Here is a 22,868-nt window from a genome sequence, read left to right on the forward strand (position 1 = left end):
CTCCCGGCGCGCCTACCTCACCGTTCCAGCCGGGCCACCCTGCCCTGCTCACCGGCCGCCCAGCAGCCGAGGTCGGGGGTGCAGGAGACGGTGTCGTACGAGCCGGAGTCGATCGTGCGCCAGGTGCGGCCGCCGTCCGTGGTCAGATCGGTGCCGGTGGGCCCGACGGCGAGCGCCGCGGCGCGGCTGTGCGGCAGCCAGGCGACGCCGGAACGGTAGGCCGGCGGGGGTGTGGCGGCGGGCTGCCAGGTGCGTCCGCCGTCACGGGTGACGGCCGCGGCCCGCGGCGAGGGCTCGCCGGCGCGGTAGTCGCCGCCGACGGCGAGGCCGTGGACGCGGTCGCGGAAGGCGAGCGCGAACACCCCGCGGGCCGGGTCACCGGCCGGGACCGGGGTGTCGGCGGCGGTCCAGGTCAGCCCGCGGTCGGCGGAGTGCAGCACGCGCGCGCGGGCGCCGCCGCCGGTGGCCAGCCAGACGTCCTTCGGGCCGGCGGTGACCAGGCACTGCCCGCTCGCCGCGAAGCCCGCCTCGCCGTCCAGGGCGGCCGGCATGCCGGCCGCGGGCAGCACCCGCCAGGAGCGGCCGCCGTCGCTCGTGGACAGGAGGCGGAACTTCCCGTCGACGGGGTCGCCCATCGCGAGGCCGTGGCGGCGGTCGAAGAAGGCCAGGCAGTCGTAGAACGCGTCCGGGTCGGTGTTGCGGAAGGACTCCGTCCAGCTCGCCCCGCCGTCGTCGGTGCGGTAGATCCGGGACGCCTCGCCCTCGCCGATGGCCAGGACCACGGCGTGCCGCGCGTCGGACGCCTCGACGTCCCGGAACTCCAGGCCGGACGCGCCGGGCGGGGAGACATCGCGCCAGGAGGTGCCGCCGTCGCGGGTGAGCAGGACGGTGCCGCCGGTGCCGGCCAGCCAGGCGGTGTGCCGGTCGACGGCGGCCAGGCCCCGGAAGCGGACCTGGGGGGTGCCGGGGTCCTTCGCCGCCCAGTGCACGTCCTGGGGGCGGGCGGGTGCCGCGGCCGACGGGACGGTCAGCGCGGCCAGCGCCGCGCCGCACGCGACTCCCGCCGCCGTCAGCCTGCCCGTCCGCCGGACGCCCCTTGTGTCCCTCTTGTCCCTCGCGTTCCCCATGCGCCTCATGGCGGGCGAAGCTAGCCCACGGCCGGGGCGCCGTCCAGAGGGCCAACTGCCGTACGTAGCAGGGGCGGCCGCGGGGGCATGAACGCGGTGACCGAGGTCACTCGTCTCCCAGGTGCACGCCCCGGCCCGTTCCGTCGTCTCCTCCAGTGCCGGGAGTCACTTGGCCGCAGTCCAGCCGTCACGAGGGAGCAAGGCGTTGTCCACCGTCATCGAGCAGCCCGTAGAAGCCCGCCTCGTCGCCGCCGCACCGCGCATGCCGAGCATTCCCGCCACCCTGTGCTACGACCGCCGCGACCCGTTCGCCGTGCGGATGACCTTCCCGGCCCCGGCCACCCTGGAAGGCGTCGAGGTCTGCTGGACCTTCGCCCGCGAACTGCTCGCCGCCGGGCTGCTCGCGCCCGAGGGCCACGGTGACGTACGGGTGCGGCCGTACGGCTACGACCGCGTCGTGCTGGAGTTCCACGCCCCGGAGGGCACCGCCGTCGTCCATGTGCGCGCGGGCGAGATACGGCGCTTCCTGGAGGCGACCGGCGAACTGGTGCCGGTCGGCCTCGAACACCTCCAGCTCGACCTGGACCACCACCTCGCGGAACTGATGCGGGACGCCTGACGGCGGGAGATCGGGAGAGCGTGGCCCGCGTCCGGGCGGTCGGCAATCCCGGCTGGGGCACGCGCACACCGCGCCGGTAAATGCTTTGACTCCCGTCGGCGCTGCCCCTACCGTTGGTCCTGGTTCTGTTGCCGTCGATTGGAGAAGGACGTTGCTCGTCTGAGGTTCGAAGACACCGCGTCGCACCGGTGAGGTGTGCGTGGCGTACGACCCTCGGCGTTCGAGCCGTCCTCCGGCACAGGCCCTTTTTTCTTTCCGTACGGCCTCCGGGTGACCCTTCGGTTCCCGCCCCGCGGTGTCTTCAGACGCGTCCGCGAAACCGCACCCACTCCCCCGCGAGGCCCGCATGTCATCTTCCTCCCTCACCTGTACGTCCCTGTCCTTCGCCTGGCCCGACGGCACCACCGTGTTCGAGGGGCTCGACCTCTCCTTCGGCCCCGGCAGGACCGGGCTCGTCGGCGTCAACGGGTCCGGTAAATCGACCCTGTTGAAACTGCTCGCCGGTGAACTCACCCCGACCGACGGCACGGTCAAGGTCACCGGAGACGTCGGCTACCTCCCGCAGAACGTCACTCTGGACACCACGCTCCGCGTCGACGCGACCCTCGGCATCGCCGAGCGGCGGGCCGCGCTGCACGCCATCGAGGCGGGCGACGCGGCCGAACGGCACTTCGAGACGGTCGGCGACGACTGGGACGTCGAGGAGCGCGCCCTGGTCACCCTGGGCGAACTCGGTCTGGGCCACATCGACTTGGACCGGACCGTCGGCGAAGTGTCCGGCGGCGAGTCGGTGCTGCTCCGGCTCGCCGCACTGCTGCTGCGCCGCCCGGACGTGCTGCTCCTGGACGAACCCACCAACAACCTCGACCTGTACGCGCGCCGCCGTCTCCACCAGGCCGTGGCCGCCTGGTCCGGCGTGCTCGTGGTGGTCAGCCACGACCGCGAACTCCTCGACTCGGTCGACCAGATCGCGGACCTGCGCTCCGGCGAGGTCGCCTGGTACGGCGGCAACTTCTCGGCCTACGAGCAGGCACTGGCCGTCGAACAGGAGGCGGCCGAGCGGATGGTGCGGGCCGCCGAGGCCGATGTGCGCAAGCAGCAGCGCGAACTGTCCGACGCACAGGTCAAGTTGGCCCGCCGCAAGCGGTACGGGCAGAAGATGTGGGACTCCAAGCGCGAGCCGAAGATCGTGATGGGCGCCCGTAAACGCGCCGCCCAGGTGTCGGCGGGCAAGCACCGCATCCTGCACGAGGAGCGCCTCGCCGAGGCAAGGGAGCGCCTGGACGACGCGGTGGACGCGGTGCGCGACGAGGACGAGATCCGCGTCGACCTGCCGTTCACCGCCGTACCGCCGGGCCGGCAGGTGCTCACCCTGGAGAACCTGGCGATGGCCTACGGGGCGCGGGTCGAGGGGATCCTCGATCTGCGCGGCCCGGAGCGGATCGCGCTGGTCGGGCGCAACGGCGCGGGCAAGACGACGCTGCTGCGCACCATCGCCGGACAGCTGGCTCCCGTAGCGGGCACGGCCACCGCGCACGTCCCGCTGCGGTTCCTGCCGCAGCGGCTCGACGTGCTGGACGACGAGCTGACCGTCGCCCAGAACGTGGCCCGGTTCGCACCCGGCGCCACCAACAACCGGGTCCGGGCGCGGCTGGCCCGCTTCCTGTTCCGGGGCGCGCGCGCCGACCAGCGGGCGGCCACCCTGTCCGGCGGCGAGCGCTTCCGGGCCACGCTGGCCGCGCTGATGCTGGCCGAACCGGCGCCCCAACTGCTCCTGCTGGACGAGCCGACCAACAACCTCGATCTGGCGAGCGTCCGGCAGCTCACCTCGGCCCTGGCGTCGTATCAAGGCGCACTGCTGGTGAGCAGCCACGACCTGCCCTTCCTGGAGTCGATCGGCATCACCCGCTGGCTGCTGCTGGCGGACGGGGAGCTGACGGAGATCGCGCCGGAGGAGGTGAGCTAGATGTTCTGTCCGGGGCGCGGCGGACCGGGGGCGGGGGTTTTGTGCCGGACGCGCCGGGCTGCATGATGGCGGACCAGTGCCGCACCCGCGGCGCAGGCACCCCGTCCCCGACCGGAAAGGCCCGTCGTGCCCAGCAAGAAGGCCCTCGTCCGCCGCCCGAGCCCGCGTCTCGCCGAGGGCCTGGTGACGCATATCGAGCGGCAGCAGGTCGACGTCGAACTCGCCACCGAGCAGTGGGAGGCGTACGTCGGGGCGCTGCGGGCGCACGGCTGGGAGACGTTCGAGGTCGAGCCGGCCGACGACTGCCCGGACTCGGTGTTCGTGGAGGACACCGTCGTCCTGTTCCGCAACGTCGCGCTGATCACCCGGCCGGGCAGTGCGTCCCGCCGCCCGGAGACCGCCGGTGTGGAGGAGGCGGTGGCCGCCCTCGGCTGCTCGGTGAACTGGATATGGGATCCGGGCACCCTGGACGGCGGCGACGTACTGAAGGTCGGCGACACGGTCTACGTGGGCCGCAGCGGGCGCACCGACGCGGCCGGAGTGCAGCAGCTGCGGGCCGCGTTCGAGCCGCTGGGCGCGCGGGTGGTGGCCGTGCCGGTGAGCAAGGTGCTGCATCTGAAGTCGGCCGTGACCGCGCTGCCGGACGGCACCGTCATCGGGCACATCCCGAGGGTGGACCGGCCCTCGCTGTTCCCCGGCTTCCTCTCGGTGCCCGAGGAGTCCGGCGCGCACGTGGTGCTGCTCGGCGGGCACAAGCTGCTGATGGCGGCGAGCGCCCCGAAGACCGCCGAGCTGCTGACCGACCTCGGCTACGAGGTGGTCACCGTCGACATCGGCGAGTTCGAGAAGCTGGAGGGCTCGGTGACCTGTCTGTCCGTACGGCTGCGGGAGCTGTACGCCTGACCGGGACTCTCTTACGGCGCCTTAACCTACGGTTTCGTAACCTACGGATTCGTAGCTTACGATCTCGTAGGTTTCCCGGCCCCGCTCGCCGGTACCCCCCGCTCGTGCTCCCTGTTCGGCGTCCCCCTGGAGTTCCCGTGACGATCACCTCCCCCCATCTCGCCGGCCCGACCGCCGCCTGGACCGACGCCCGGCTGCTGTACGCGCTGGAGGAAGTGGTCGAGGGGGAGCTGAACCGGCATCTGAAGGTCGCCAAGGACTGGATGCCGCACGAGTACGTGCCCTGGGGCGACGGGCGCAACTTCCCGGCCCTGTTCGAGGACGGGGAGGCCTGGGCGAAGGACCAGTCCAAGGTGACCGACATCGGCCGCACCGCCCTGGTCGTCAACCTGCTGACCGAGGACAACCTGCCCAGCTACCACCACGAGATCGCCAGCCTGTTCGGCCGCGACGGCGCCTGGGGCACCTGGGTGCACCGCTGGACGGCCGAGGAGGGCCGGCACGGCATCGTGATGCGCGACTATCTGCTCGCCTCGCGCGCGGTGGACCCGGACCAGCTGGAGCGGTTCCGCATGGCACACATGAGCGAGGGCTTCGAGTCCGACAACCGGCACTCGATGCTGCACTCGGTCGCCTATGTCGCCTTCCAGGAGCTGGCCACCCGCGTCTCGCACCGCAACACCGGCCATCAGTCCGGTGATCCGGTGTGCGACCGGATGCTCGCCCGGATCGCGACCGACGAGAACCTGCACATGGTGTTCTACCGCAACCTGCTCAAGGCCGCGTTCGAGCTGGCGCCCGATCTGACGATGCGGGCGGTCCGGGACGTCGTCGTCAACTTCCGGATGCCCGGACACGGCATCCCCGGTTTCGAGCGGGCCGCCGCGCAGATGGCGATCGGCGAGGTCTACAACCTGCGCATCCACCACGACGACGTGCTCCAGCCGGTGCTGCGCTTCCTGAAGGTCATGGGGATCGACGGCCTCGGGCCCGAGGGGCGCCGGGCGCAGGAGGAACTCGGCCTGTTCATGGGCGGCCTGGACCTGGAGGCCTCACGGTTCGACGAGAAGCTGGCGGCACGCAAGGCGCGGATGGCGGCGCGAGCCGCGGGCTGAGCGAGACGCCCGCCGGGGCAGCAGCGGTTCTGGTCAAGGACGGCGGCCGGTCGTATGCGGCGGCCGGTCAGCCGGAGGTGCGGCGCAGGGCGAGGCGTTCCTTCTCGGACAGCCCGCCCCAGACGCCGAAGCGCTCGTCGTGGGCGAGGGCGTACTCCAGGCAGGCCGGGCGCAGCTCGCACATCCCGCAGATGCGCTTCGCCTCGCGGACCGAGCTGCCCGGCTCGGGGAAGAAGAAGTCCGGCCCCGTCTGCGCGCACAGGGCCTGCGCCTGCCAGGTCGGGTCGGCCGGGGTGAGGGTGTCGAGGTGCATGACCAGGAGCATGCCGACCGGCGAAAAACGTTCGATCAACGTGCGCTCAACGCCGGCGCCGGGGCCCCCGGCCGCATCGATGATGCGCTGCGGTGCTGTCCGGTTGCACGGCGGCGCGCGGAATTTCCGGGAACCCGATCGGGCCTGCGGGGTCACCGAGGGTGAGGGCGCGCCCGGCGGTGCTCCGGCGGCGAGCGCCGGTGGGCGGTGCCAGACTCGGCAGTGCACGGCACGGCACCCCGCGAGGAGGGCGGCCATGCTGACCACCGATTTCGCCGAGGGCGCCCCGAACTGGCTCGATGCCGGCACGCCGGACATCGACGGCGCGCGGTCCTTCTACGGCTCCCTGTTCGGCTGGCGCTTCGAGTCGGCGGGCCCGGAGGCCGGGGGGTACGGCTTCTTCCGGCTGGACGGGAAGACCGTCGCCGGTGGTATGCGGTGCGAGCCCGGGCAGGGGCCGCCGGCCTCGACGCTGTACTTCCGGACCCAGGACGCGGCGGCGACCGCCCGAGCGGCCGAACAGGCCCATGCAGGTGCTGTTCGGGCCGGTCGACGTGATGGGCCAGGGACACATGGCCGTGCTGCGCGACCAGGCCGGTGTGCGGTTCGGGGTCTGGGGGCCCGGCCGGATCAGGGGCGTGGACCTGGCGAACGTGCCGGGCGCGCTGTGCTGGGCCGAGCTGCACACCCCGGACATCGCGGCGGCGGCCGCCTTCTACCACCGGGTGCTCCTTCCCGGACGGCGTGTACACGTGCGTCCATCCGGCGGGCGCCGGGGAGGACGCGATGTTCGGCGGGATGGTGCCGCTGGACCGGGCGGGGGACGAGCCGTACTGGCTGCCGTACTTCGCGGTGGAGGACACCGACGCGGTCGCGGCCGGGGTGGGGCGGCTCGGCGGGTCGGTGAGCGCCCCGCCGGTGACGGTCGAGGGCGTGGGGCGCATCACCGGGCTGGCCGATCCGTACGGGGCACGGTTCGCGGTGCTCAGGAGCGAGCGGGCGCGGGGGTGAGGCGGTAAGGCGGGTGGCAAGAAGGCGGCCGGGGGGCGGCTCAGGCGGATGCCCGGCGTACCAGCGTGGTCGGCAGGATCACGCCGGGCCCCGGAGTCAGCCCCACCGGATCGGCGCCGTCGAGGACGGAGGTCACGTCCAGGGCGGCGGCGCCAGGCGAGCCGAAGGCGCCGTGCGCGGCGGAGGTGCCGCGCAAGCCGGAGGTACCGCGCAGCAGCAGGCGGGCCATCAGGCGGCCCATCTGCTCGATGTCCTGACGGACCGTGGTCAGCGGCGGGTCGGACTGCTCGGCCAGCGGCAGCATGTCGTCGAAGCCGACCACCGCCACGTCCTCGGGCACCCGCAGCCCCCGCTCCCGCAGCACCCGCAGCGCGCCCAGCGCGGTGAGGTCGTTCGCGGCGAACACGGCGTCCACATCGGGGCGGCGGTCGAGGAGTTCGCGCATGGCCCGTTCCCCGCCCGCCGGGGTGAAGTCGCTCTCCACGACCAGCAAGGGATCGCCGTCCCGGCCGGCCGTCTCCGCCATGACGTCCCGGTAGCCGTCGAGCCGGTCCACGGCCGAGGTCTGGTCCAGGGCGCCGGTGATGTGCGCGATCCGGGTCCGGCCGAGCCCGGCGAGATGGCGCACGGCGGTGCGCGCGCCGCCCCGGTTGTCGGTGTCCACGTACACCGGCGTGCCGGTACGGTCCCGCCAGCCCGGCCGGCCGCCGAACACGGTGGGCACCCCGGCGTCGTGGATGAGTCCGGGCAGCGGGTCGTCCAGGTGCAGGGAGAAGACCAGCGCGCCGTCGACATGGCCCCCGGCGAGATACCGGGCGACTCGGGTGTGGTCGTCCCGGCCCTCGGTGAGCAGCAGCACCAACTGGTTGTCGTGGGCGGTCAGTTCCTTGCTGATACCGCGCAACTGGAGGGCGAAGAAGGGGTCGGTGAAGACGCGGGTCTCGGGTTCGGCGATGACGACGGCGACGGCGTCGTGCCGCTTCGTGACGAGGCTGCGCGCCGCCTGGTTGGGCACGTAGCCGAGTTCGGCCACGGCCCGCCGGACCCGCTCGGCCAGCGGCTGCCGCACGCCGTACCCGCCGTTGACCACCCGTGACACGGTGGCTCTGGACACCCCGGCGCGGGTGGCCACGGCCTCCAGGGTGGGACGCGACACTGCCTCGGGCACCACGGGACTCCTCATCGGCCGGTTACCGCCAGGATAACGAGCGTTCGGCGTCCGGCGGGGTGCCGTACGCGATCAGGGCGCCGGGTTCTCGCGGGCCCGGCTCGGCTGGACGCGTTTGGGCTCGCCGGGCATCTTCGGGTACTCCGGGGGGTACGGCAGGTCGCCGAGCCCGTGGTCGTGCTCGTCGCGGCGGGCGAGTTCCAGGAGGGCGTCCAGGGAGTAGGCATGGTCGTCCATGTCGGCGTGCACGTCGCCGAGTTCGGCGAACCGGGCCGGCATGCTGGTCAGATCGAAGTCGCGGGGGCGGGCGGAGCCGACCTCCGTCCAGCGCAGCGGCGCGGAGACGGTGGCCTCCGGGCGGGGCCGTACCGAGTAGGCGGAGGCGATGGTGCGGTCACGGGCGGTCTGGTTGTAGTCGAGGAAGATGCGGGCGCCGCGCTCCTCCTTCCACCACTTGATGGTGACGTGCTCGGGCATCCGGCGTTCCATCTCCCGGCCGACGGCGATGGCCGCGCGCCGCACCTGGGTGAAGGTCCAGCGGGGTTCGATGGGCACGAAGACGTGCAGTCCCCGGCCGCCGGAGGTCTTCGGCCAGCCGCGCAGCCCGCCGAACTCGTCGAGGACGGCGCGCAGTTCATGGGCGGCGCGGACGGCGTCCGTGTAGTCGGTGCCGGGCTGCGGGTCGAGGTCGATGCGGAGTTCGTCGGGGTGGTCGACATCGCCCGCGCGCACCGGCCAGGGGTGGAAGGTGAGCGTGCCGTACTGCGCGGCCCACACCACCGCGGCTTCCTCGGTGGGGCACATCTCGTCGGCGCTGCGGCCGCTGGGGAAGGTGATGTGGGCGGTCGGGATCCAGCCGGGCATGCCCTTGGGGGCACGTTTCTGGAAGAACCACTCCCCCTCGATGCCGTCCGGGTAGCGCTCCAGGGTGGTGGGGCGGTCGCGCAGGGCGCGCAGGATGCCGGGGCCGACCGCGACGTAGTACCGGGCGAGGTCCAGCTTGGTGAAGCCCCGCTCGGGGAAGAACACCTTGTCCGGGCTGGACAGCCGTACGGTCCGCCCGGCCACCTCCAGTTCCACCGCTTCGGCCATGCGGCCACCGTAGGCGCCCCCCGCGCGGCTCGCACACCGGGCGCGCATGGGTGCGCACGCCGGGCGCGCGCGACCGAGCGCGCGCAGAATCGGAGCCATGGAGCTGCCCGTCATGCCACCCGTGAAGCCGATGCTCGCCAAGTCGGTGGCGAGGATCCCGCCGGGCATGCACTACGAGGCTAAGTGGGACGGCTTCCGGTCGATCGTGTTCCGCGACGGCGCCGAGCTCGAGCTGGGCAGCCGCACCGGCAAGCCCCTGACCAGGTACTTTCCCGAACTGGTCGAGGCGCTTCGGCAGCGGGTGCCCGAGCGGTGCGTGCTCGACGGGGAGATCGTGATCGCGCGGGACGGGCACCTGGACTTCGACGCGCTGACCGAGCGGATCCATCCGGCGGCCTCGCGGGTGCGAACGCTGGCGGAGCGCATCCCGGCCTCCTTCGTCGCCTTCGACCTGCTGGCGCTGGACGACCACGCCCTGCTGGACGTGCCGCTGACCGACCGGCGCACGCTGCTGGAGCGGGCCCTCGCGGACGTCACGCCGCCGGTGCACGTGGCGCCCGCGACGACGGATCTCGCGGTGGCCGGGCAGTGGTTCGAGCGGTTCGAGGGCGCCGGGCTGGACGGGATCGTGGCCAAGCCGCTCGACCTGCGCTACCGGCAGGACGAGCGGGCCATGTTCAAGATCAAGCACGAACGCACGGCGGACGTCGTGGTGGCCGGTTACCGGCTGCACAAGAGCGGCCCGGTGGTCGGCTCGCTGCTGCTCGGGCTGTACGACGGGGAGGGCAGGCTCCAGCATGTGGGCGTGTCGGCCGCGTTCCCGATGCAGCGGCGCGCCGAACTGGTGGAGGAACTGGCGCCGCTGCGGATGGACGACGTCACCGGTCATCCCTGGGCGGCCTGGGCCGAGGAGGCGGCGCACGAGAGCGCCCGGCTGCCGGGCGCGCCGAGCCGCTGGTCAGGCAAGAAGGATCTGTCCTGGGTGCCGCTGCGGCCCGAGCGGGTGGCCGAGGTCGCCTACGACCACATGGAGAACGGGCAGCGCTTCCGGCACACCGCCCGCTTCCGCCGCTGGCGCCCCGACCGGACGCCCGAGAGCTGCACGTACGCCCAGCTGGACGAGCCGGTGCGGTACGACCTCGCGGAGATCCTCGGGGAGAAGGGCTGAGCCCTCCCCCGCCGGGGATCTCCGGAACTCACGAGGTGCCGTTACGGCTTCATGAGGATCTTGATCGCGCCCTCCTCCTTGCGCTGGAACATCTCGTAGGCGTGCGGCGCCTCGGACAGCGGCACGCGGTGCGTGGCGAAGTCCTCGACGCCGAGCGGGTCCTCGTCGGTGAGGTACGGCATGATCTGGTCGCTCCAGCGGCGCACGTTGGCCTGGCCCATCCGCATCTGGATCTGCTTGTCGAACAGGGTGAGCAGCGGGAGCGGGTCGGCCATGCCGCCGTAGACGCCGCTGAGGGAGATGGTGCCGCCGCGTCGCACCAGGTCGATCGCCATGTACAGGGCGCCGAGCCGGTCGACGCTGAAACGTTCCGCGAAGGGTGCGGCGACCGCGCGCGGCATCAGGGCGGTGGCCTGCTGGGCGAGCCGCGCCGCCGCGCTGCCGTGGGCCTCGGTGCCGACGGCGTCGATCACCGCGTCCGGGCCCCGGCCGCCGGTCTCGTCCTTGATGGCGTGGATCAGCGCCTTCTCGTCGTCGAAGGCCCGGAGGTCGTACGTCTTCACACCCCGCCGGTTCGCCCGTGCGAGCCGCTCGGGCACGAGGTCGATGCCGAAGACCCGTTCGGCGCCGCGCGCCATGGCGATGCGGCAGGCCATGTCGCCGATCGGGCCGAGGCCGAGGACCGCGACGCTGCCGCCGGGCGGGATCGCGGCGTACTCGACGGCCTGCCAGGCGGTGGGCAGCACGTCGGAGAGGTAGACGAAGCGGTCGTCCGGCGGGCCGTCGGGCACCTTCATCGGGCCGAACTGCGCCTGCGGCACCCGCAGATACTCGGCCTGGGCGCCCGGCACGGCGCCGTACAGCCGGGTGTAGCCGAACAGGGCCGCGCCCATCCCCTCGCCGGTGACCTGGGTGGTCTCGCACTGGGTGGTGAGCCCGGAGTCGCACATGAAGCAGTGGCCGCAGGAGATCTGGAACGGCACCACGACCCGGTCGCCGGGCTTCAGTTTGGTGACCTCCGAGCCGACCTCCTCCACGATGCCCATGGGTTCGTGGCCGAGGATGTCGCCCGGTGTCATGAACGGGGTGAGTACTTCGTACAGATGCAGGTCCGAGCCGCACAGCCCGCTGGAGGTGATGCGGATGACGGCGTCGGTGGGTTCCTCGATCTTCGGGTCGGGTACGTCCTCCACCCGCACGTCCCGCTTGCCCTGCCAGGTGACTGCCTTCATGAGGTCGCGCTCCCTTGGTCGCGTACGTCCGTTTTGCGGTAGCGGCCGGGTACCCGTGTGTCCGGGGGCCGAACGTCCTGGTGGGCGCGGTGCGGGTGCCGGTCGGGGCGGCGGCGGGTATGACCCGTGTGGGCGCCCGCCCGGACGCGGGACGGCGGACGCCCGACGACGGACGGGGTGGCGAGGGTGGGCGGGAGACGCGGTGCCCGAAGGGGCCGGGTGGCGGCGGGTGTGCTGGTCGCCGTCCTGGCGTCGGGCTGCGGCGGGCCCGGCGGACGGCAGGACGAGCACCCGGTGCCGACCCCGCCCCCGGCTTCCACCACCGCGGGCGGCTCGCCGCTCGCGGTGAAGATCGACAATGTGCCCGCGGCCCGCCCGCAGACCGGTCTCGACGCCGCCGACGTGGTCTACGCGGAGCAGGTCGAGGGCGGTCTGAGCCGGCTGATGGCGGTGTACGCGAGCCGGCTGCCGGGCGCCGTCGGGCCGGTGCGCAGCGCCCGCGAGTCCGATCTGGAGCTGCTCGCCCAGTTCGACCGGCCGTATCTGGCCTTCTCCGGCGCCCAGCGCAAGCTGCTGCCGCTGATCGGGCGGGCACCGGTGCGGCCCGAGTCGCCCGGCGAGGCGCCCGGCGCCTACGAACGGGACGGCTCGCGGGCCGCGCCGCACAACCTCTATCTGCGCCCCGTGCGCCTGCTGCGTTCCGCTCCGGGCCGGGGCGCGCTGACCACGGGCTTCCGCTACGGCCCGGCCCCCGCCGGGGGCACCCCGGTGGCCTCGCGCACCGTGCGCTACCCGTCGGCCCGCTTCACCTTCACCTGGTCACCGGCCCGGCACGGCTGGCTGATCGCGATGGACGGCACCCCCACGACCGACACGGACGGCCCCCGGCCCGCGCCACCGACGGTCGTCGTGCAGTACGTCGGCATCCGCGACTCGCGGTACCACGACGTGCTCGGCAACCCCACCCCCTACACCGAGACGGTCGGCTCCGGGCGGGCGGAGGTGCTGCGCGACGGGCGCTCCTTCGCCGCCACCTGGTCACGGCCGGCGGCGCCCGACGGTACGACGTTCACCGCGGCGGACGGCCGGCCGCTGGACTTCGCCGCCGGCCAGGTGTGGGTGGTGTTCGCGCGGGCGAGCTGAACCGCCGTACCGCGCCCAGGAGTCAACGCATCCCTCCCTCGTCGAGCGCCGCCCGCGCCTGTGCCACCAGGCCGTCCGCGCCGCAGGAGCGGGCCAGGTCGAGGCCCCGGTTCAGGTCGGCGGCGGAGCGGGCGAGGATGCCGTACTCGACGCGGGCCGCCGCGTGTTCGTACTGGGAGGGCGATGCCTCCAGATAGGTGACGGCGCGGCGGGCGAGCTGGAGTGCTCGGCCGCCGGTCTCCAGGGCGGCGGCGCAGCGCAGGGCTTCGCCGATGGCGGTGTCGGTGCCGAAGCGCTCGGCCTGCCGGCGGGCGTCGGCGGCGAGCCGCTTGCTGCGGGCCGGGTCCTGTCCGGCGAGGGCCCTGGCGAGGTCGACCGACCAGGGTGCGAGGACCGGGTTGTGGCCGCCGCGGGAGACGGCGGTCTTCTCGGCGGCCTCCAGCTCGTTGACGCCCTCCTCGGTACGGCCGACGGCGAGCAGCAGCCGGCCGCGCACCGAACGGACGTCGGGCAGCACGATGGTGGACGGGTACGGCGGGGCGAAGCCGTACTGCTCGGCGACCGACCACGCGTCCTGGACCCGGCCGCGGGCCAGCAGGGTGTCGACCAGACCACAGGTGGCCGACCAGTGCAACGGCAGGCGTCGGCCCACCCGTTCGGCCAGCACGAGGGCCTCGCGCAGGGTGGTCTCGGCGTCCCTCAGGCGGCCCTGCCTGCGGTAGGCGAGACCCAGGTAGGCGTTGGCCAGGGAGAGGTGGCCGCCGTGCCAGCCGGCGCCGGTGTACACGCGCAGGGCCTCGGCGAACAGGCTCTCGGCGCGGTCGAGCCGGTCGGTGTAGACGTAGGCGCTGCCGAGCATCATCAGCAGCTCGATGCCCCACTCCCGGTCGGTCCAGCCGAGGCCGGGCGCGAGCCGTCCGTTGACGAGGGCCCGGTCGCACAGTTCGACGATCTCGGCCGCGCTCTCGCCGTGCGTCATGGCGTCGAAGCCGCGCAGGATCAGCAGCGCGCGCTCGGTGTTGTCGCGGCCGGTGCAGGTGGCGGCGAGTTCGGCGAGGCTGCGGGAGCGGGCCGGTGCGGCGCTCTCGCCGTGGATGCCCTCCCACATGTACTGGAACGCCTGCAACCGCATCCGCACGGGCCCCGGTTCGTGCCGGGCGGCCTCGGCCTCGACGGTGCGGACGGCCTCCTCCAACTGGTCGTTGTGGAGCAGGGCCTGGGAGAGGCGGACCACGGCGTCGACGCGTTCGCCACCGTCGAGCCCGCGCATGCCGAGGGCGCTGCGCAGATGGCCGATGGTGACGGCGGGCGCGGTCAGCAGGGTGGCGCAGCCCAGTTCGTACAGGACATGGGCGTGGATGTCGGGGCGGGGCGGCTCCTGGAGGGCGCGTTCGAGACAGACGCGGGCGGCGTCGGGCGCGCCGACGGCGAGGTGTTCGCGGGCGGCCTCGCGCAGCCGCTCGACCAGTCTCTCGTCGGCCTCCGGATGGACCAGCAGCAGGTGCCGGGCCGCTTCGGCGGCGCCCCGGCCCAGCTCGGTGACGATCTCGGCGGCGACGCCGTGCATGGCGGTGCGCACGCCCGCCGGGATGGAGTTGTAGACGGCGGAGGCGATCAGCGGGTGCACGAACTCCAGGTCGGCGCGGCGGTGTTCAGCGGCCGTGGGGGCGGGCGTGGTGAGGATACGGGCGGTGCGCAGCAGTTCGGCGCAGTGCCGGGCGTCCTCCTCGTCCATGGTGGCGAGGCGGGCGGCCGAGCCGAGGGTGATGCCGGTGCCGAGGACGGCGGCGGCCCAGGCGAACTGGGTGGCCTGGAAGCCGAGTTCCCTGATCCGGTCGACCAGTCCGCCGCCGCGGGCCGCGCGGTTGAGGGCGCGCAGCTCCCCGGCGCGGGCCTCCACCGGTGACACTTCGCTCTCCTGCACCTTGGCGAGGAGTTCGACGGCGTCGTACGGGTTGCCCGCGGTGACGGCCCAGACCTCGCGGCAGAACGCGTCGTCGGCGTGCCGGCCGAGGGCGGCGCGGGTGAGTCCGGCCGCGGCGTCCGGGGTGAGCGCGCGCAGGTTGTTCACGGGGCGGCCCGCGGCCTCGGCGACCGCGTCGAGGTGGCGGGCGCTCTCCCCGCTGACCTCGCCGGGCCTCCGGGCCACCACGACGAGGACGGACAGGTCGTCCAGGCGTTCGGCGAAGGCGGCGAGCCAGCGCAGGGTCTCCTGGTCGGCCCAGTGCGCGTCGTCGATCAGCAGCACGAGCGGCCATTCGCGGCGGGCGAGCCGGCGGACGGCGGCGACGAGACCGTCGCACACGTACTGCGGGTCGGCGCTCTCCTCCTGCGGTTCGGCTATGCCGAGGGCGGGACCGGCGATGTCGTACCAGTCGCCGAGGTACTCGCGGGCCTCCTCGGGCAGCAGCGACAGCAGCGCGGGCTGGAGCAGCTGCCGTACGACGTTGAAGGGCACGGATCTCAGGGTCTCGGCGCCGCGTGCGTACCACACGGTGCAGCCGCGGCCCTCGGCCATACGGCGGATCTCGGCCAGCAGCGCGGTCTTGCCGAGGCCCGCCTCGCCGCGGAAGACCAGCAGGCCGCCCGCGGAGGACCTGTCGGCGCGCAGCTCCTCGATGGCCCGCGCGACGGTGCCGATCTCCGCGTCCCGCTCCCACAGGGGAGCCGAAGCGGCCGCCGCCGGCCGTCCCTCCGTCATCCCGTTCCCTCCCCAAGGTCGCCCGAATGACGTACAGACCCCGAGCGTAGCCGTCCGGTGGGATATGTGGTGGACGGTCGGGGCAGCTGTTGCACAGCCGAGTGAAAGTCCGGGCGGCCGGGCGACGCGGACCCGCCCCGATCAGCGGTGTAGTCGGCGGACGGAGTGTCAGCAGTGACTCGTACGGGGCGCGTTGCGCGCGGGAGTACGACACGAGGGGCTCCCGGAGCGCGGGCGGTGGCAGCGGGATCGGCCGGGAACTTCGTGGAGTGGTACGAGTTCGCGGTCTACGGCTTCCTCGCGACCGTGCTCGCCGAGCGCTTCTTCACCCCGGCGGGCGGCGGTGCGGTACAGGGCCTGGTGCGGACGTACGCCTCCTTCGCGCTCGCGTTCTTCTTCCGGCCGCTCGGCGCGGTCCTGTTCGGCAGGCTGGGCGACCGGTACGGGCGGCGGCCGGTGCTGATCGGGGTGGTGGCGCTGATGTCGGGCGCGACGGCACTGATCGGGGCGCTGCCGACGTACGGCGCGGTGGGCGCCCTCGCGCCCTGGCTGCTCACGCTGCTGCGGATCGTCCAAGGGCTGGCCGCAGGCGGGGAGTTCGGCGGCGCGGTGGCGGTGCTGACGGAGTTCGCCCCGCCGGGGCGGCGCGGGGTGTACGGGGCGTGGCAGTCCTTCACGGTGGCGCTGGGGCTACTGGGCGGCGCGGGGGTCACTGCGGTGACGGCGGCGGTGCTGGGCATGGAGCGGCTCACCGCGTGGGGGTGGCGACTGCCGTTCCTGCTCGCCGTGCCGCTGGGCCTGCTGGCGCTGTGGCTGCGCACCGGCCTCACGGAGACGCCGGAGTTCCTGGAGCGTCCCAAGTCGCCTGTTGTGAGGCTCGGTTGGGGCGCGATCGGGCTGGCCGCGGCGCGGGTGACGGGCTGGTCGGCGGCCGGGTACACCTTCCTCGTGGTACTCCCCTCCTACCTCCAGAGCGCGCTGCACGCGGGGTTCGCGCAGGCGCTGGTGGCCGCGGCGGTGGCCAACGCGGGGTTCGCCGCGGCGATCCTGCCCGCGGGGGCGCTCAGCGACCGGGTGGGCCGGCGGCCGGTGCTGCTCGCGGGCGCGCTGCTGGTGGTGGCGGGCGCGCTGCCGGTGCTCGACCTGCTCCAGGATCCGGGCGCCCCGGTCCTGGCGAAGGCCCTCGCGCTGGCCGGCGCCGGCGCGGTGGTGGGCCTGCTGGCGGGCCCCGGCCCGGCCCTGCTCGCCGAGATGTTCCCCGCCCACGTCCGCTGGACCGGCCTGGGCCTCGCCTACGCGCTGTCCAACGCGGTGTTCTCCGGCTGCGCGGGCCTGATCATCACGGAGGCGGTGCGCCGGACCGGCAACCCGGACGTGCCGGGCTATTACGCGGCGGCGGCGTGCGCGGTGAGCGGGCTCGCACTGCTGAAGGGGACGCCACAGGAGCGGAGTCGGCGGGACCCGTCACCGAACAGGACTTTCCGGAACGCTGGTTGGAGGAAGCGGTGCGGGTGATCGGGCTGATGTCCGGGACGTCGTACGACGCCGTGGACGCGGCGGCCGGTGAACTGCGGCTGGTCGGCGACACGTTGACGCTGCGGCCGCTCGGTATGGTCAGCGCGCCGTACGAGGAGCCGCTGCGCACGACGCTCGCGCGGGCAATGCCGCCCGCGGCGTGCGGGTTCGACGCGGTGTGCCGCCTGGACACCGGGATCGGGCAGGCGTTCGCGGCGGCAGCGATGCGGGCGAACAGGGAACTGTGCGCGGGCCAGGCCGAGTTGGTGGCCTCGCACGGGCAGACGGTCTACCACTGGGTGGCGGACGGACGGGTGCGCGGCACCCTTCAGCTCGGGCAGCCCGCGTGGATCGCGGAGGCGACCGGGCTGCCCGTGGTCGCCGACTTCCGGGCGCGGGACGTCGCGGCGGGCGGCCAGGGGGCGCCCCTGGTCAGCCTGTTCGACCTGCTGTGGCTGCGGGGCCGGCCGGGGCGCCCGGTGGCGCTGAACATCGGCGGCATCGCCAACCTGACCGCACCGGACGGCACCGCCTTCGACACCGGGCCCGGCTGTGCGCTGCTGGACGCGGCGGTGCGGGAGTTCAGCGGCGGACGGCTGGCCTACGACGCGGACGGCGCCCTCGCCGCGCGCGGCCGCCCCGACCCCCGGCTGCTGGCACGGCTGCTCGCGGAGCCGTACTACGCGCGGCAGGCGCCGCGCACCACCGGCAAGGAGCTGTTCCACGCCGGGTATCTGCGGGCCGCCGGCGCCTTCGACGGGGCCCGCCCGCAGGACGTCCTCGCCACGCTCGCCCTGCTGACCGCGCGGACGGTCGCGGACGCGGTGCGGTCCGTCGGCGCGAGCGAGGTCATCGCGTCCGGCGGGGGCGTGCGCAACCCGGTGCTGGTGCGTCTGCTGCGGGAGCTGCTCGGCCGGGTCCCGCTGCGCTCCTCGGACGAACTCGGGCTGCCTGCCGCCGCGAAGGAGGCGTACGCCTTCGCCGTCCTCGGCTTCCTCACCGTGCACGGCCTCGCGGGCACCGATCCGCGCAGCACGGGGGCGCGGCGGCCGAGCGTGCTGGGGTCGGTGACACCGGGGCGGGACGGGTTCCGGATGCCGGAGCGCGCGGCGTGCGCGCCGGTGCGGCTGGTGGTGGAGGGCATGGAGGGGGGCAGGGCGGGAGACCGGACCGGGGCGGCCGAAGAAATCGAGAGGTGAAATGTCCGGGGACGAGGGATTGGCGGCAGATCCTCTCATCGCACTTTCACGGTTGCCTCATACGGTGGGGCCATGACGCAGGTGACTCCTCCCGGGTGGTACCCCGACCCCGGGCAGACGCATGACGGTCCGCCCACCGAGCGCTGGTGGGACGGCAGGGCATGGACGGACCGGATCCGCCCCGCCGGGACGGCCGCGACGTGGGGTCCCCCGACAGCGGCAGCGCCCGGCGACGAGCCCGCCCCGCCCGTGGACACGGCCGCGACCACGGGCCCGGCCGCCCAGGCTCCGGCCGCCGGCAAAGCGTCGGAGCCCGGTCAGGCGCCGGACGGCCAGGCGGCGGAGGGCGGCCGGGCACCGGGGACCGGCGAGGCGGCACGGGCCGACACGGCGGCGGGTTCGGGCCCGGCGACGCAGACCGCCCCGACGGCACAGGCAGACCCGGCCGCTCAGAACGGCGACCCGACGGCACCGGCAGGCCCCGTGCCGCCCGAGCCCGTGGACACGGCCGCGACCACGGGCCCGGCTACGCGGGCCGCCCAGGCTCCGGCCGCCGGCAAAGCGTCGGAGCCCGGTCAGGCGCCGGACGGTCAGGCGGCGGAGGGCGGCCCGACGGCACAGACGGGCCCGGCCGCTCAGAACGGCGACCCGACGGCACCGGCAGGCCCCGTGCCGCCCGCCGGCCAAGCCCCCTTCGCCGGTCCGGCGCCGGGGGCCACTCCCCCGCCGCCCGCCGGTCAGGCGCCCTCCACCGCCCACGGCCACGGCTATGGCTATGGCTATGGCTATGGCTATGGCTACGGCGCCTACCCCGGCCATCAGCCCCCTCCCGGCCAGCCCGGCTACCCCGCGTACACCGGCTACCCCTCTTACCCCGCCCCGCCACCGTCCTCCTCCCGGAGCGGGCTGCGCACCGGCATCGCCGTCGCCGCGGCGGTCGCGGTGCTGGCCTGCATCGGGGTCGGGGTGTACGCGCTCACCGACGACGGCAGCGGCCAGGGCGGCGACCGCGCCGGGGCGCAGCACAGCGCGGGCGGCGGGCAGAACGGCGGCGGGTTCGGCGGCCCGGAAGGCCCCGGCGGGTCCGACGGCTCCGGCGGTTCCTCCGGCGGGCAGGACGGCTCGGGCGGCCTCGGCGGACCGGGTGGTTCCAACGGCTCGGGCGGCTCCGGCGGTTCCTCGCCTTCACCCGCGCCCAAGATCAAGGGCGGCGGGTCCGTGCCCGACGCGGTCGACGGCGTCAGCCTGCCCGTGCCGAAGGGCTGGACCGGGCAGGCGATCAGCGTCGGCGCGCAGGTCACCTCGGACGACTCCTACAAGTGCCCCGGCAACAGCTCCCAGACCTGCACCGCGGGCGGCGCCTACACCGCGCCCGCCGTGGCCCTGGGCACGGACGGCGACACCGCGGAGCAGGTCGCGAAGGCGGACATCGCGGCGAACGCGAAGGAGTCGTACGGCGGCAGCACCTACGGCAGCATCACCTCGCACCAGCAGCTTGCCGCCCAGGCGGTGACGGTGGCCGGGCAGAAGGGCTACATGGTGCGCTGGAAGGCCGTGACCAGCAAGGGCTCCGACGGTCTGGTCGAGTCGGTCGCCTTCCCCTCCCCGAACGACTCCCGGCAGATGGTCGTCGTGCGCTTCGGCATCGACGTCGGCCAGGACACCGGGGTCATCGACGAGATCCTGAAGGGCATCAAGGTCTCCTCCTCCGGCGGCGGCAGCAGCGGCCAGAACGTCTGACCCCTCTCCGGCGCCCGGAATCCCCACCGGGTGCCGAAGAGTTCGGCCGGGCGGGATCCCCCTCCGCTCAAGGGGAACCCCACCCGGCCGGGGGTGCGCGCCGCCCCCGTCCCCACGGTGCGGCGCGGGCAGGCCGCCGTTCAGTCATCCCGTGAACGGCGGCCTGGGTCTCATCTCAGTCCGAGCGCGGGCAGCACGGTGGCCTCCACGAACCGGAGCAGGTAACCGGCGTCGGCGTACTGGCCGCTGAGCACGGGCCGCACGCGCAGCACGCCGAACATCATGGCGGGGATGAACTCCAGCGCGGGGTGGTCCCCGGGGATCTCGCCGCGCGCCACGCCGCGGTCGAGGATCTCCTGGAGCGCGGCGATCTCCGGGTGCACCAGCGCCTCGCGCAGCGCCTGGGCCAGCTCCTGGTCCTGGGTGACCGCGGAGCCGAGCGCCTGGAGCAGCTTGGTGTCCTTGCCGGACCAGTCGCCCGCGGCCCGCGCGGCCTGCCGCAGGTCCTCGGCGAGCGAGCCGGTGTCGATGCCGGCGAAGCGCACCCGTCCGCGGGCCCGCAGCGCGGCGGCCACGAACTGGGGTTTGTTCTTCCACTGCCGGTAAAGCGTGGACTTGCTGCACCGGGTGCTGGAGGCGATGCCCTCCATGGTCACGGACTCGTAGCCGCACTCCCGGATCTGTTCCAGCACGGCGTCGAAGAACTCCCGCTCACGCTCCGGCGTGATCTTGGAGCGGCGCGAGGCGACGACCGTCTCCGGTCCCTCCGCGGCCTGCGACGTCATGTTCGCGCTTCCCCTCACTCAAGGGCGCCCTCCGCGGGCGCCCTGTGCCCGGATTCCAGTGTGTCGCACTTCAATCGATACGCCAGTGTACCGGTACCCAATCGTATCGGTACACTGGCGTATCGGTACACCAACGTACCGGTACGGACACGTACCAAAGAGGTGCCACACCGTACCGAAGCGTTGCCACACACGATCGTCAGCGAAGGGGGCCGGGAGATGACTGCGCTCACCGAGCCTGCCGGGGCGAGAACGGGCCCGGACGCCTCCGCGCGGCCGGGTCTCCTGCGCGAGTTGCTGCTCGTCGCGGGACTCTTCCTCGTCTACAAGCTCGGCCGGCAGCTGGCCACCGGCCACACCCTGCGCGCCTTCCACAACGCCCATCACGTCTGGCACCTGGAGCGGGCCCTGCACCTGCCGCGCGAGACCGCCGTCCAGTCGGCGCTGCTCCACGGCGACGTGCTCGTGCGGGTGGCCAACACCTACTACGCGACGGTCCACTTCCCGGCCACGCTCGCCTTCCTGGTCTGGCTCTACCTCCGGCGGCCCGCCCACTACGTCTGGGCCCGCCGGGTCCTCGCGGCGGTCACCGCGGCGGCCCTGGTACTGCCCTTCACGTTCCCACTGGCCCCGCCGCGCATGCTGGCCGGGACCGGCCTCGTGGACACCGCCCGGATCTACGGCCCCTCCGTGTACGGACCGCCGGCCCACGACCATCTCTCCAACCAGTTCGCCGCGATGCCCTCGCTGCACTTCGGCTGGGCGCTGATGGTGGCGATCGGCCTGATCACGGCCACCCGCTCCCGGTGGCGCCGGCTGTGGCTGCTGCACCCGCTGGTCACGCTGCTGGTGATCGTGGGCACGGCGAACCACTACTGGCTCGACGCGCTCGCCGCGACCGCCATGCTGGGCATCGCCCTCGCGCTGCTCCGTCCCCCGCACCGCGCCACCACCACGGCGTCGGGCCACGGCACCGGCCGGATCGTCCCGCGCCAGCGCCAGCGGGTCCTGGCGGGAGCGGGCCGATGAGCGCCGCCGAGCTGCTCGCCGTCGCGCTGTCCCTGGTCTCGGCGGTGGCCTACGCGCTCGCCGCGGTCGCCCAGGAGCGGCTGGCCGCCCGTGCCCCCGGGGCCGGGCTGCTGCGGCTGCTCGGCACCGGCGCCTGGTGGTCGGCGGTCGGGCTGAACGCGGCGGCCGCGCTGCTGCACGTGGTGTCCCTGAAGTACGGCCCGCTGACCGTCGTACAGCCGCTCGGCGCCCTCACCCTGGTGGCGGCCGTGCCACTGGGCGCGCGGGCGGCCGGGCGGCGGGTCAGCGCGGTGGAGTGGCGCGGTACGGCGCTCACCCTGCTCGGTCTCGGCGCGGTCCTGGTCACCGCGTCCGGGCCCGCGCCCGCGCGGGTGCTGAGCCTGCCGGAGGCGGTGGCGGTGGCCGGTACGACGGCCGCGCTGATCGGCGCCCTGTCCTGGCCCGGCGCCCGGCCGGGGCTGCGGCACGCGACCGCGTCCGGGTTCGCCTCGGGGGTGGCCTCCGCGCTCACCCAGACCGTGACCGTGGCCGCGACCGACCGCTCGGGGCCGGTGCTGAGCACCGAGGTGATCGTGGTCGCGGTGCTGGTCGCGGCGTTCGCCGTGGGCGGGCTGCTGCTGTCGCAGACCGCCTACCGCGGGGGCCTGGGCGCCCCGCTGGCGGTCGTCACGCTGGCCAACCCGGTGGCCGCCGCCCTGATCGGGCTCACCCTGCTCGGACAGGGTCTGACCGGGGGCGCGGGCGGGGTGCTGCTGGCGCTCGCCGGGGCAGTGCTCGCCGCCCGTGGGGTGGTGCTGCTCACCCGCGTCACCGAGCCGCGGGACACCGGGAAGAACGGGGAGAGCGCGGACGGCGGGGAGCCGGGCGACCATCCGGTGGCCGCGGTGCTCGCCCTGCGACCGGGGACCGCGGCGGCCGAACCGGCCCTGCGCCCGCGGCTGCCGGAGCAGCCCGGACGGCCCGACCAGCCGGGGCATCTCACGGCGCTGTGACCGTGACGCGGACAGACGTCGGCGGCCGGTGCGCGCGTTTCCGCGTGTCC

The 22,868-nt window shown here is 74.1% G+C and carries 18 protein-coding genes and 2 pseudogenes; 13 read left to right on the forward strand and 7 right to left on the reverse strand.

Annotated features, from left to right (window positions below; translation table 11 throughout):
* Positions 1–17 precede the first annotated feature (17 nt).
* Positions 18–1,127, reverse strand: coding sequence for a WD40/YVTN/BNR-like repeat-containing protein (locus ACE4Q9_RS04970; RefSeq protein ID WP_397982994.1), 1,110 nt, complete (start codon positions 1,125–1,127; stop codon positions 18–20).
* 205 nt (positions 1,128–1,332) lie between these two features.
* Between ACE4Q9_RS04970 and ACE4Q9_RS04975 the strand changes: the two genes are divergently transcribed.
* From ACE4Q9_RS04975 to ACE4Q9_RS04990, 4 genes are all read left to right on the forward strand, one after another.
* A complete protein-coding gene (locus ACE4Q9_RS04975; protein WP_397982995.1) occupies positions 1,333–1,746 on the forward strand; it encodes an SsgA family sporulation/cell division regulator in 414 nt (137 codons plus the stop codon).
* 346 nt (positions 1,747–2,092) lie between these two features.
* Positions 2,093–3,712, forward strand: coding sequence for an ABC-F family ATP-binding cassette domain-containing protein (locus tag ACE4Q9_RS04980; RefSeq protein WP_397982996.1), 1,620 nt, complete (start codon positions 2,093–2,095; stop codon positions 3,710–3,712).
* 126 nt (positions 3,713–3,838) lie between these two features.
* Complete coding sequence (gene ddaH / locus ACE4Q9_RS04985) at positions 3,839–4,615, forward strand: dimethylargininase (RefSeq protein ID WP_397982997.1); 777 nt, start codon at positions 3,839–3,841, stop codon at positions 4,613–4,615.
* Positions 4,616–4,752: 137 nt separating this feature from the next.
* Complete coding sequence (locus ACE4Q9_RS04990) at positions 4,753–5,730, forward strand: acyl-ACP desaturase (RefSeq protein ID WP_397982998.1); 978 nt, start codon at positions 4,753–4,755, stop codon at positions 5,728–5,730.
* Between the two features lie 67 nt (positions 5,731–5,797).
* Here the strand turns inward: ACE4Q9_RS04990 and ACE4Q9_RS04995 are convergent, their stop codons facing one another.
* Positions 5,798–6,043, reverse strand: a complete 246-nt coding sequence (locus ACE4Q9_RS04995; protein ID WP_397982999.1) for a WhiB family transcriptional regulator — start codon at positions 6,041–6,043, stop codon at positions 5,798–5,800.
* A 256-nt stretch (positions 6,044–6,299) separates the two neighbouring features.
* Between ACE4Q9_RS04995 and ACE4Q9_RS05000 the strand changes: the two are divergent.
* Positions 6,300–7,054: pseudogene (locus ACE4Q9_RS05000) on the forward strand (VOC family protein).
* Between the two features lie 40 nt (positions 7,055–7,094).
* On the opposite strand, the gene ACE4Q9_RS05005 reads toward ACE4Q9_RS05000, so the two are convergent.
* Together ACE4Q9_RS05005 and ligD are read right to left on the reverse strand one after the other, a co-directional pair.
* A complete protein-coding gene (locus ACE4Q9_RS05005) occupies positions 7,095–8,222 on the reverse strand; it encodes a LacI family DNA-binding transcriptional regulator (RefSeq protein WP_397983000.1) in 1,128 nt (375 codons plus the stop codon).
* A gap of 72 nt (positions 8,223–8,294) precedes the next feature.
* A complete protein-coding gene (ligD, locus tag ACE4Q9_RS05010) occupies positions 8,295–9,314 on the reverse strand; it encodes a non-homologous end-joining DNA ligase (RefSeq protein ID WP_397983001.1) in 1,020 nt (339 codons plus the stop codon).
* 97 nt (positions 9,315–9,411) lie between these two features.
* Here ligD and ACE4Q9_RS05015 point away from each other — a divergent pair, with 97 nt between their 5' ends.
* Positions 9,412–10,482 carry an ATP-dependent DNA ligase gene (locus ACE4Q9_RS05015; protein ID WP_397983002.1) on the forward strand — a complete coding sequence of 357 codons (1,071 nt, stop codon included), beginning with the start codon at positions 9,412–9,414 and terminating at the stop codon, positions 10,480–10,482.
* Positions 10,483–10,523: 41 nt separating this feature from the next.
* Here the strand turns inward: ACE4Q9_RS05015 and ACE4Q9_RS05020 are convergent, their stop codons facing one another.
* Entirely contained in the window at positions 10,524–11,714 is a 1,191-nt protein-coding gene (locus ACE4Q9_RS05020) for a zinc-dependent alcohol dehydrogenase (protein ID WP_397983003.1), read from the reverse strand.
* A 219-nt stretch (positions 11,715–11,933) separates the two neighbouring features.
* Here ACE4Q9_RS05020 and ACE4Q9_RS05025 point away from each other — a divergent pair, with 219 nt between their 5' ends.
* A complete protein-coding gene (locus ACE4Q9_RS05025) occupies positions 11,934–12,857 on the forward strand; it encodes a DUF3048 domain-containing protein (RefSeq protein WP_397983004.1) in 924 nt (307 codons plus the stop codon).
* 22 nt (positions 12,858–12,879) lie between these two features.
* Here the strand turns inward: ACE4Q9_RS05025 and ACE4Q9_RS05030 are convergent, their stop codons facing one another.
* Positions 12,880–15,558, reverse strand: coding sequence for an ATP-binding protein (locus ACE4Q9_RS05030; protein WP_397983005.1), 2,679 nt, complete (start codon positions 15,556–15,558; stop codon positions 12,880–12,882).
* 237 nt (positions 15,559–15,795) lie between these two features.
* On the opposite strand from ACE4Q9_RS05030, the gene ACE4Q9_RS05035 reads away from it, so the two are divergent.
* The 4 genes and pseudogenes from ACE4Q9_RS05035 to ACE4Q9_RS05050 all read left to right on the forward strand — a co-directional run bounded on the left by ACE4Q9_RS05035 (position 15,796) and on the right by ACE4Q9_RS05050 (position 20,012).
* Positions 15,796–17,073: an MFS transporter gene (locus tag ACE4Q9_RS05035; protein ID WP_397983006.1), complete on the forward strand. Its 1,278-nt coding sequence runs from the start codon at positions 15,796–15,798 to the stop codon at positions 17,071–17,073.
* The gene (locus ACE4Q9_RS05040) at positions 17,064–18,272 is read left to right on the forward strand and encodes an anhydro-N-acetylmuramic acid kinase (protein WP_397987124.1); all 1,209 of its coding nucleotides are present in this window, start codon (positions 17,064–17,066) and stop codon (positions 18,270–18,272) included. The genes ACE4Q9_RS05035 and ACE4Q9_RS05040 overlap by 10 nt, the downstream gene beginning before the upstream one ends.
* 72 nt (positions 18,273–18,344) lie before the next feature.
* Positions 18,345–18,461, forward strand: a pseudogene (locus ACE4Q9_RS05045) (DUF2510 domain-containing protein); the annotation flags it as partial.
* Between the two features lie 309 nt (positions 18,462–18,770).
* Complete coding sequence (locus tag ACE4Q9_RS05050; RefSeq protein ID WP_397987125.1) at positions 18,771–20,012, forward strand: hypothetical protein; 1,242 nt, start codon at positions 18,771–18,773, stop codon at positions 20,010–20,012.
* Positions 20,013–20,182: 170 nt separating this feature from the next.
* On the opposite strand, the gene ACE4Q9_RS05055 is transcribed toward ACE4Q9_RS05050, so the two are convergent.
* A complete protein-coding gene (locus ACE4Q9_RS05055; protein ID WP_397983007.1) occupies positions 20,183–20,797 on the reverse strand; it encodes a TetR/AcrR family transcriptional regulator in 615 nt (204 codons plus the stop codon).
* A gap of 219 nt (positions 20,798–21,016) precedes the next feature.
* Between ACE4Q9_RS05055 and ACE4Q9_RS05060 the strand changes: the two genes are divergently transcribed.
* On the forward strand, positions 21,017–21,826 hold the full coding sequence (locus ACE4Q9_RS05060) for a phosphatase PAP2 family protein (RefSeq protein ID WP_397983008.1): 810 nt from the start codon (positions 21,017–21,019) through the stop codon (positions 21,824–21,826).
* Entirely contained in the window at positions 21,823–22,818 is a 996-nt protein-coding gene (locus tag ACE4Q9_RS05065) for a hypothetical protein (RefSeq protein WP_397983009.1), read from the forward strand. Before ACE4Q9_RS05060 ends, ACE4Q9_RS05065 begins: the two co-directional genes overlap by 4 nt.
* Positions 22,819–22,868: the final 50 nt, after the last annotated feature.

The organism is Streptomyces sp. AM6-12 (assembly GCF_044327085.1).
Lineage (GTDB): Bacteria > Actinomycetota > Actinomycetes > Streptomycetales > Streptomycetaceae > Streptomyces.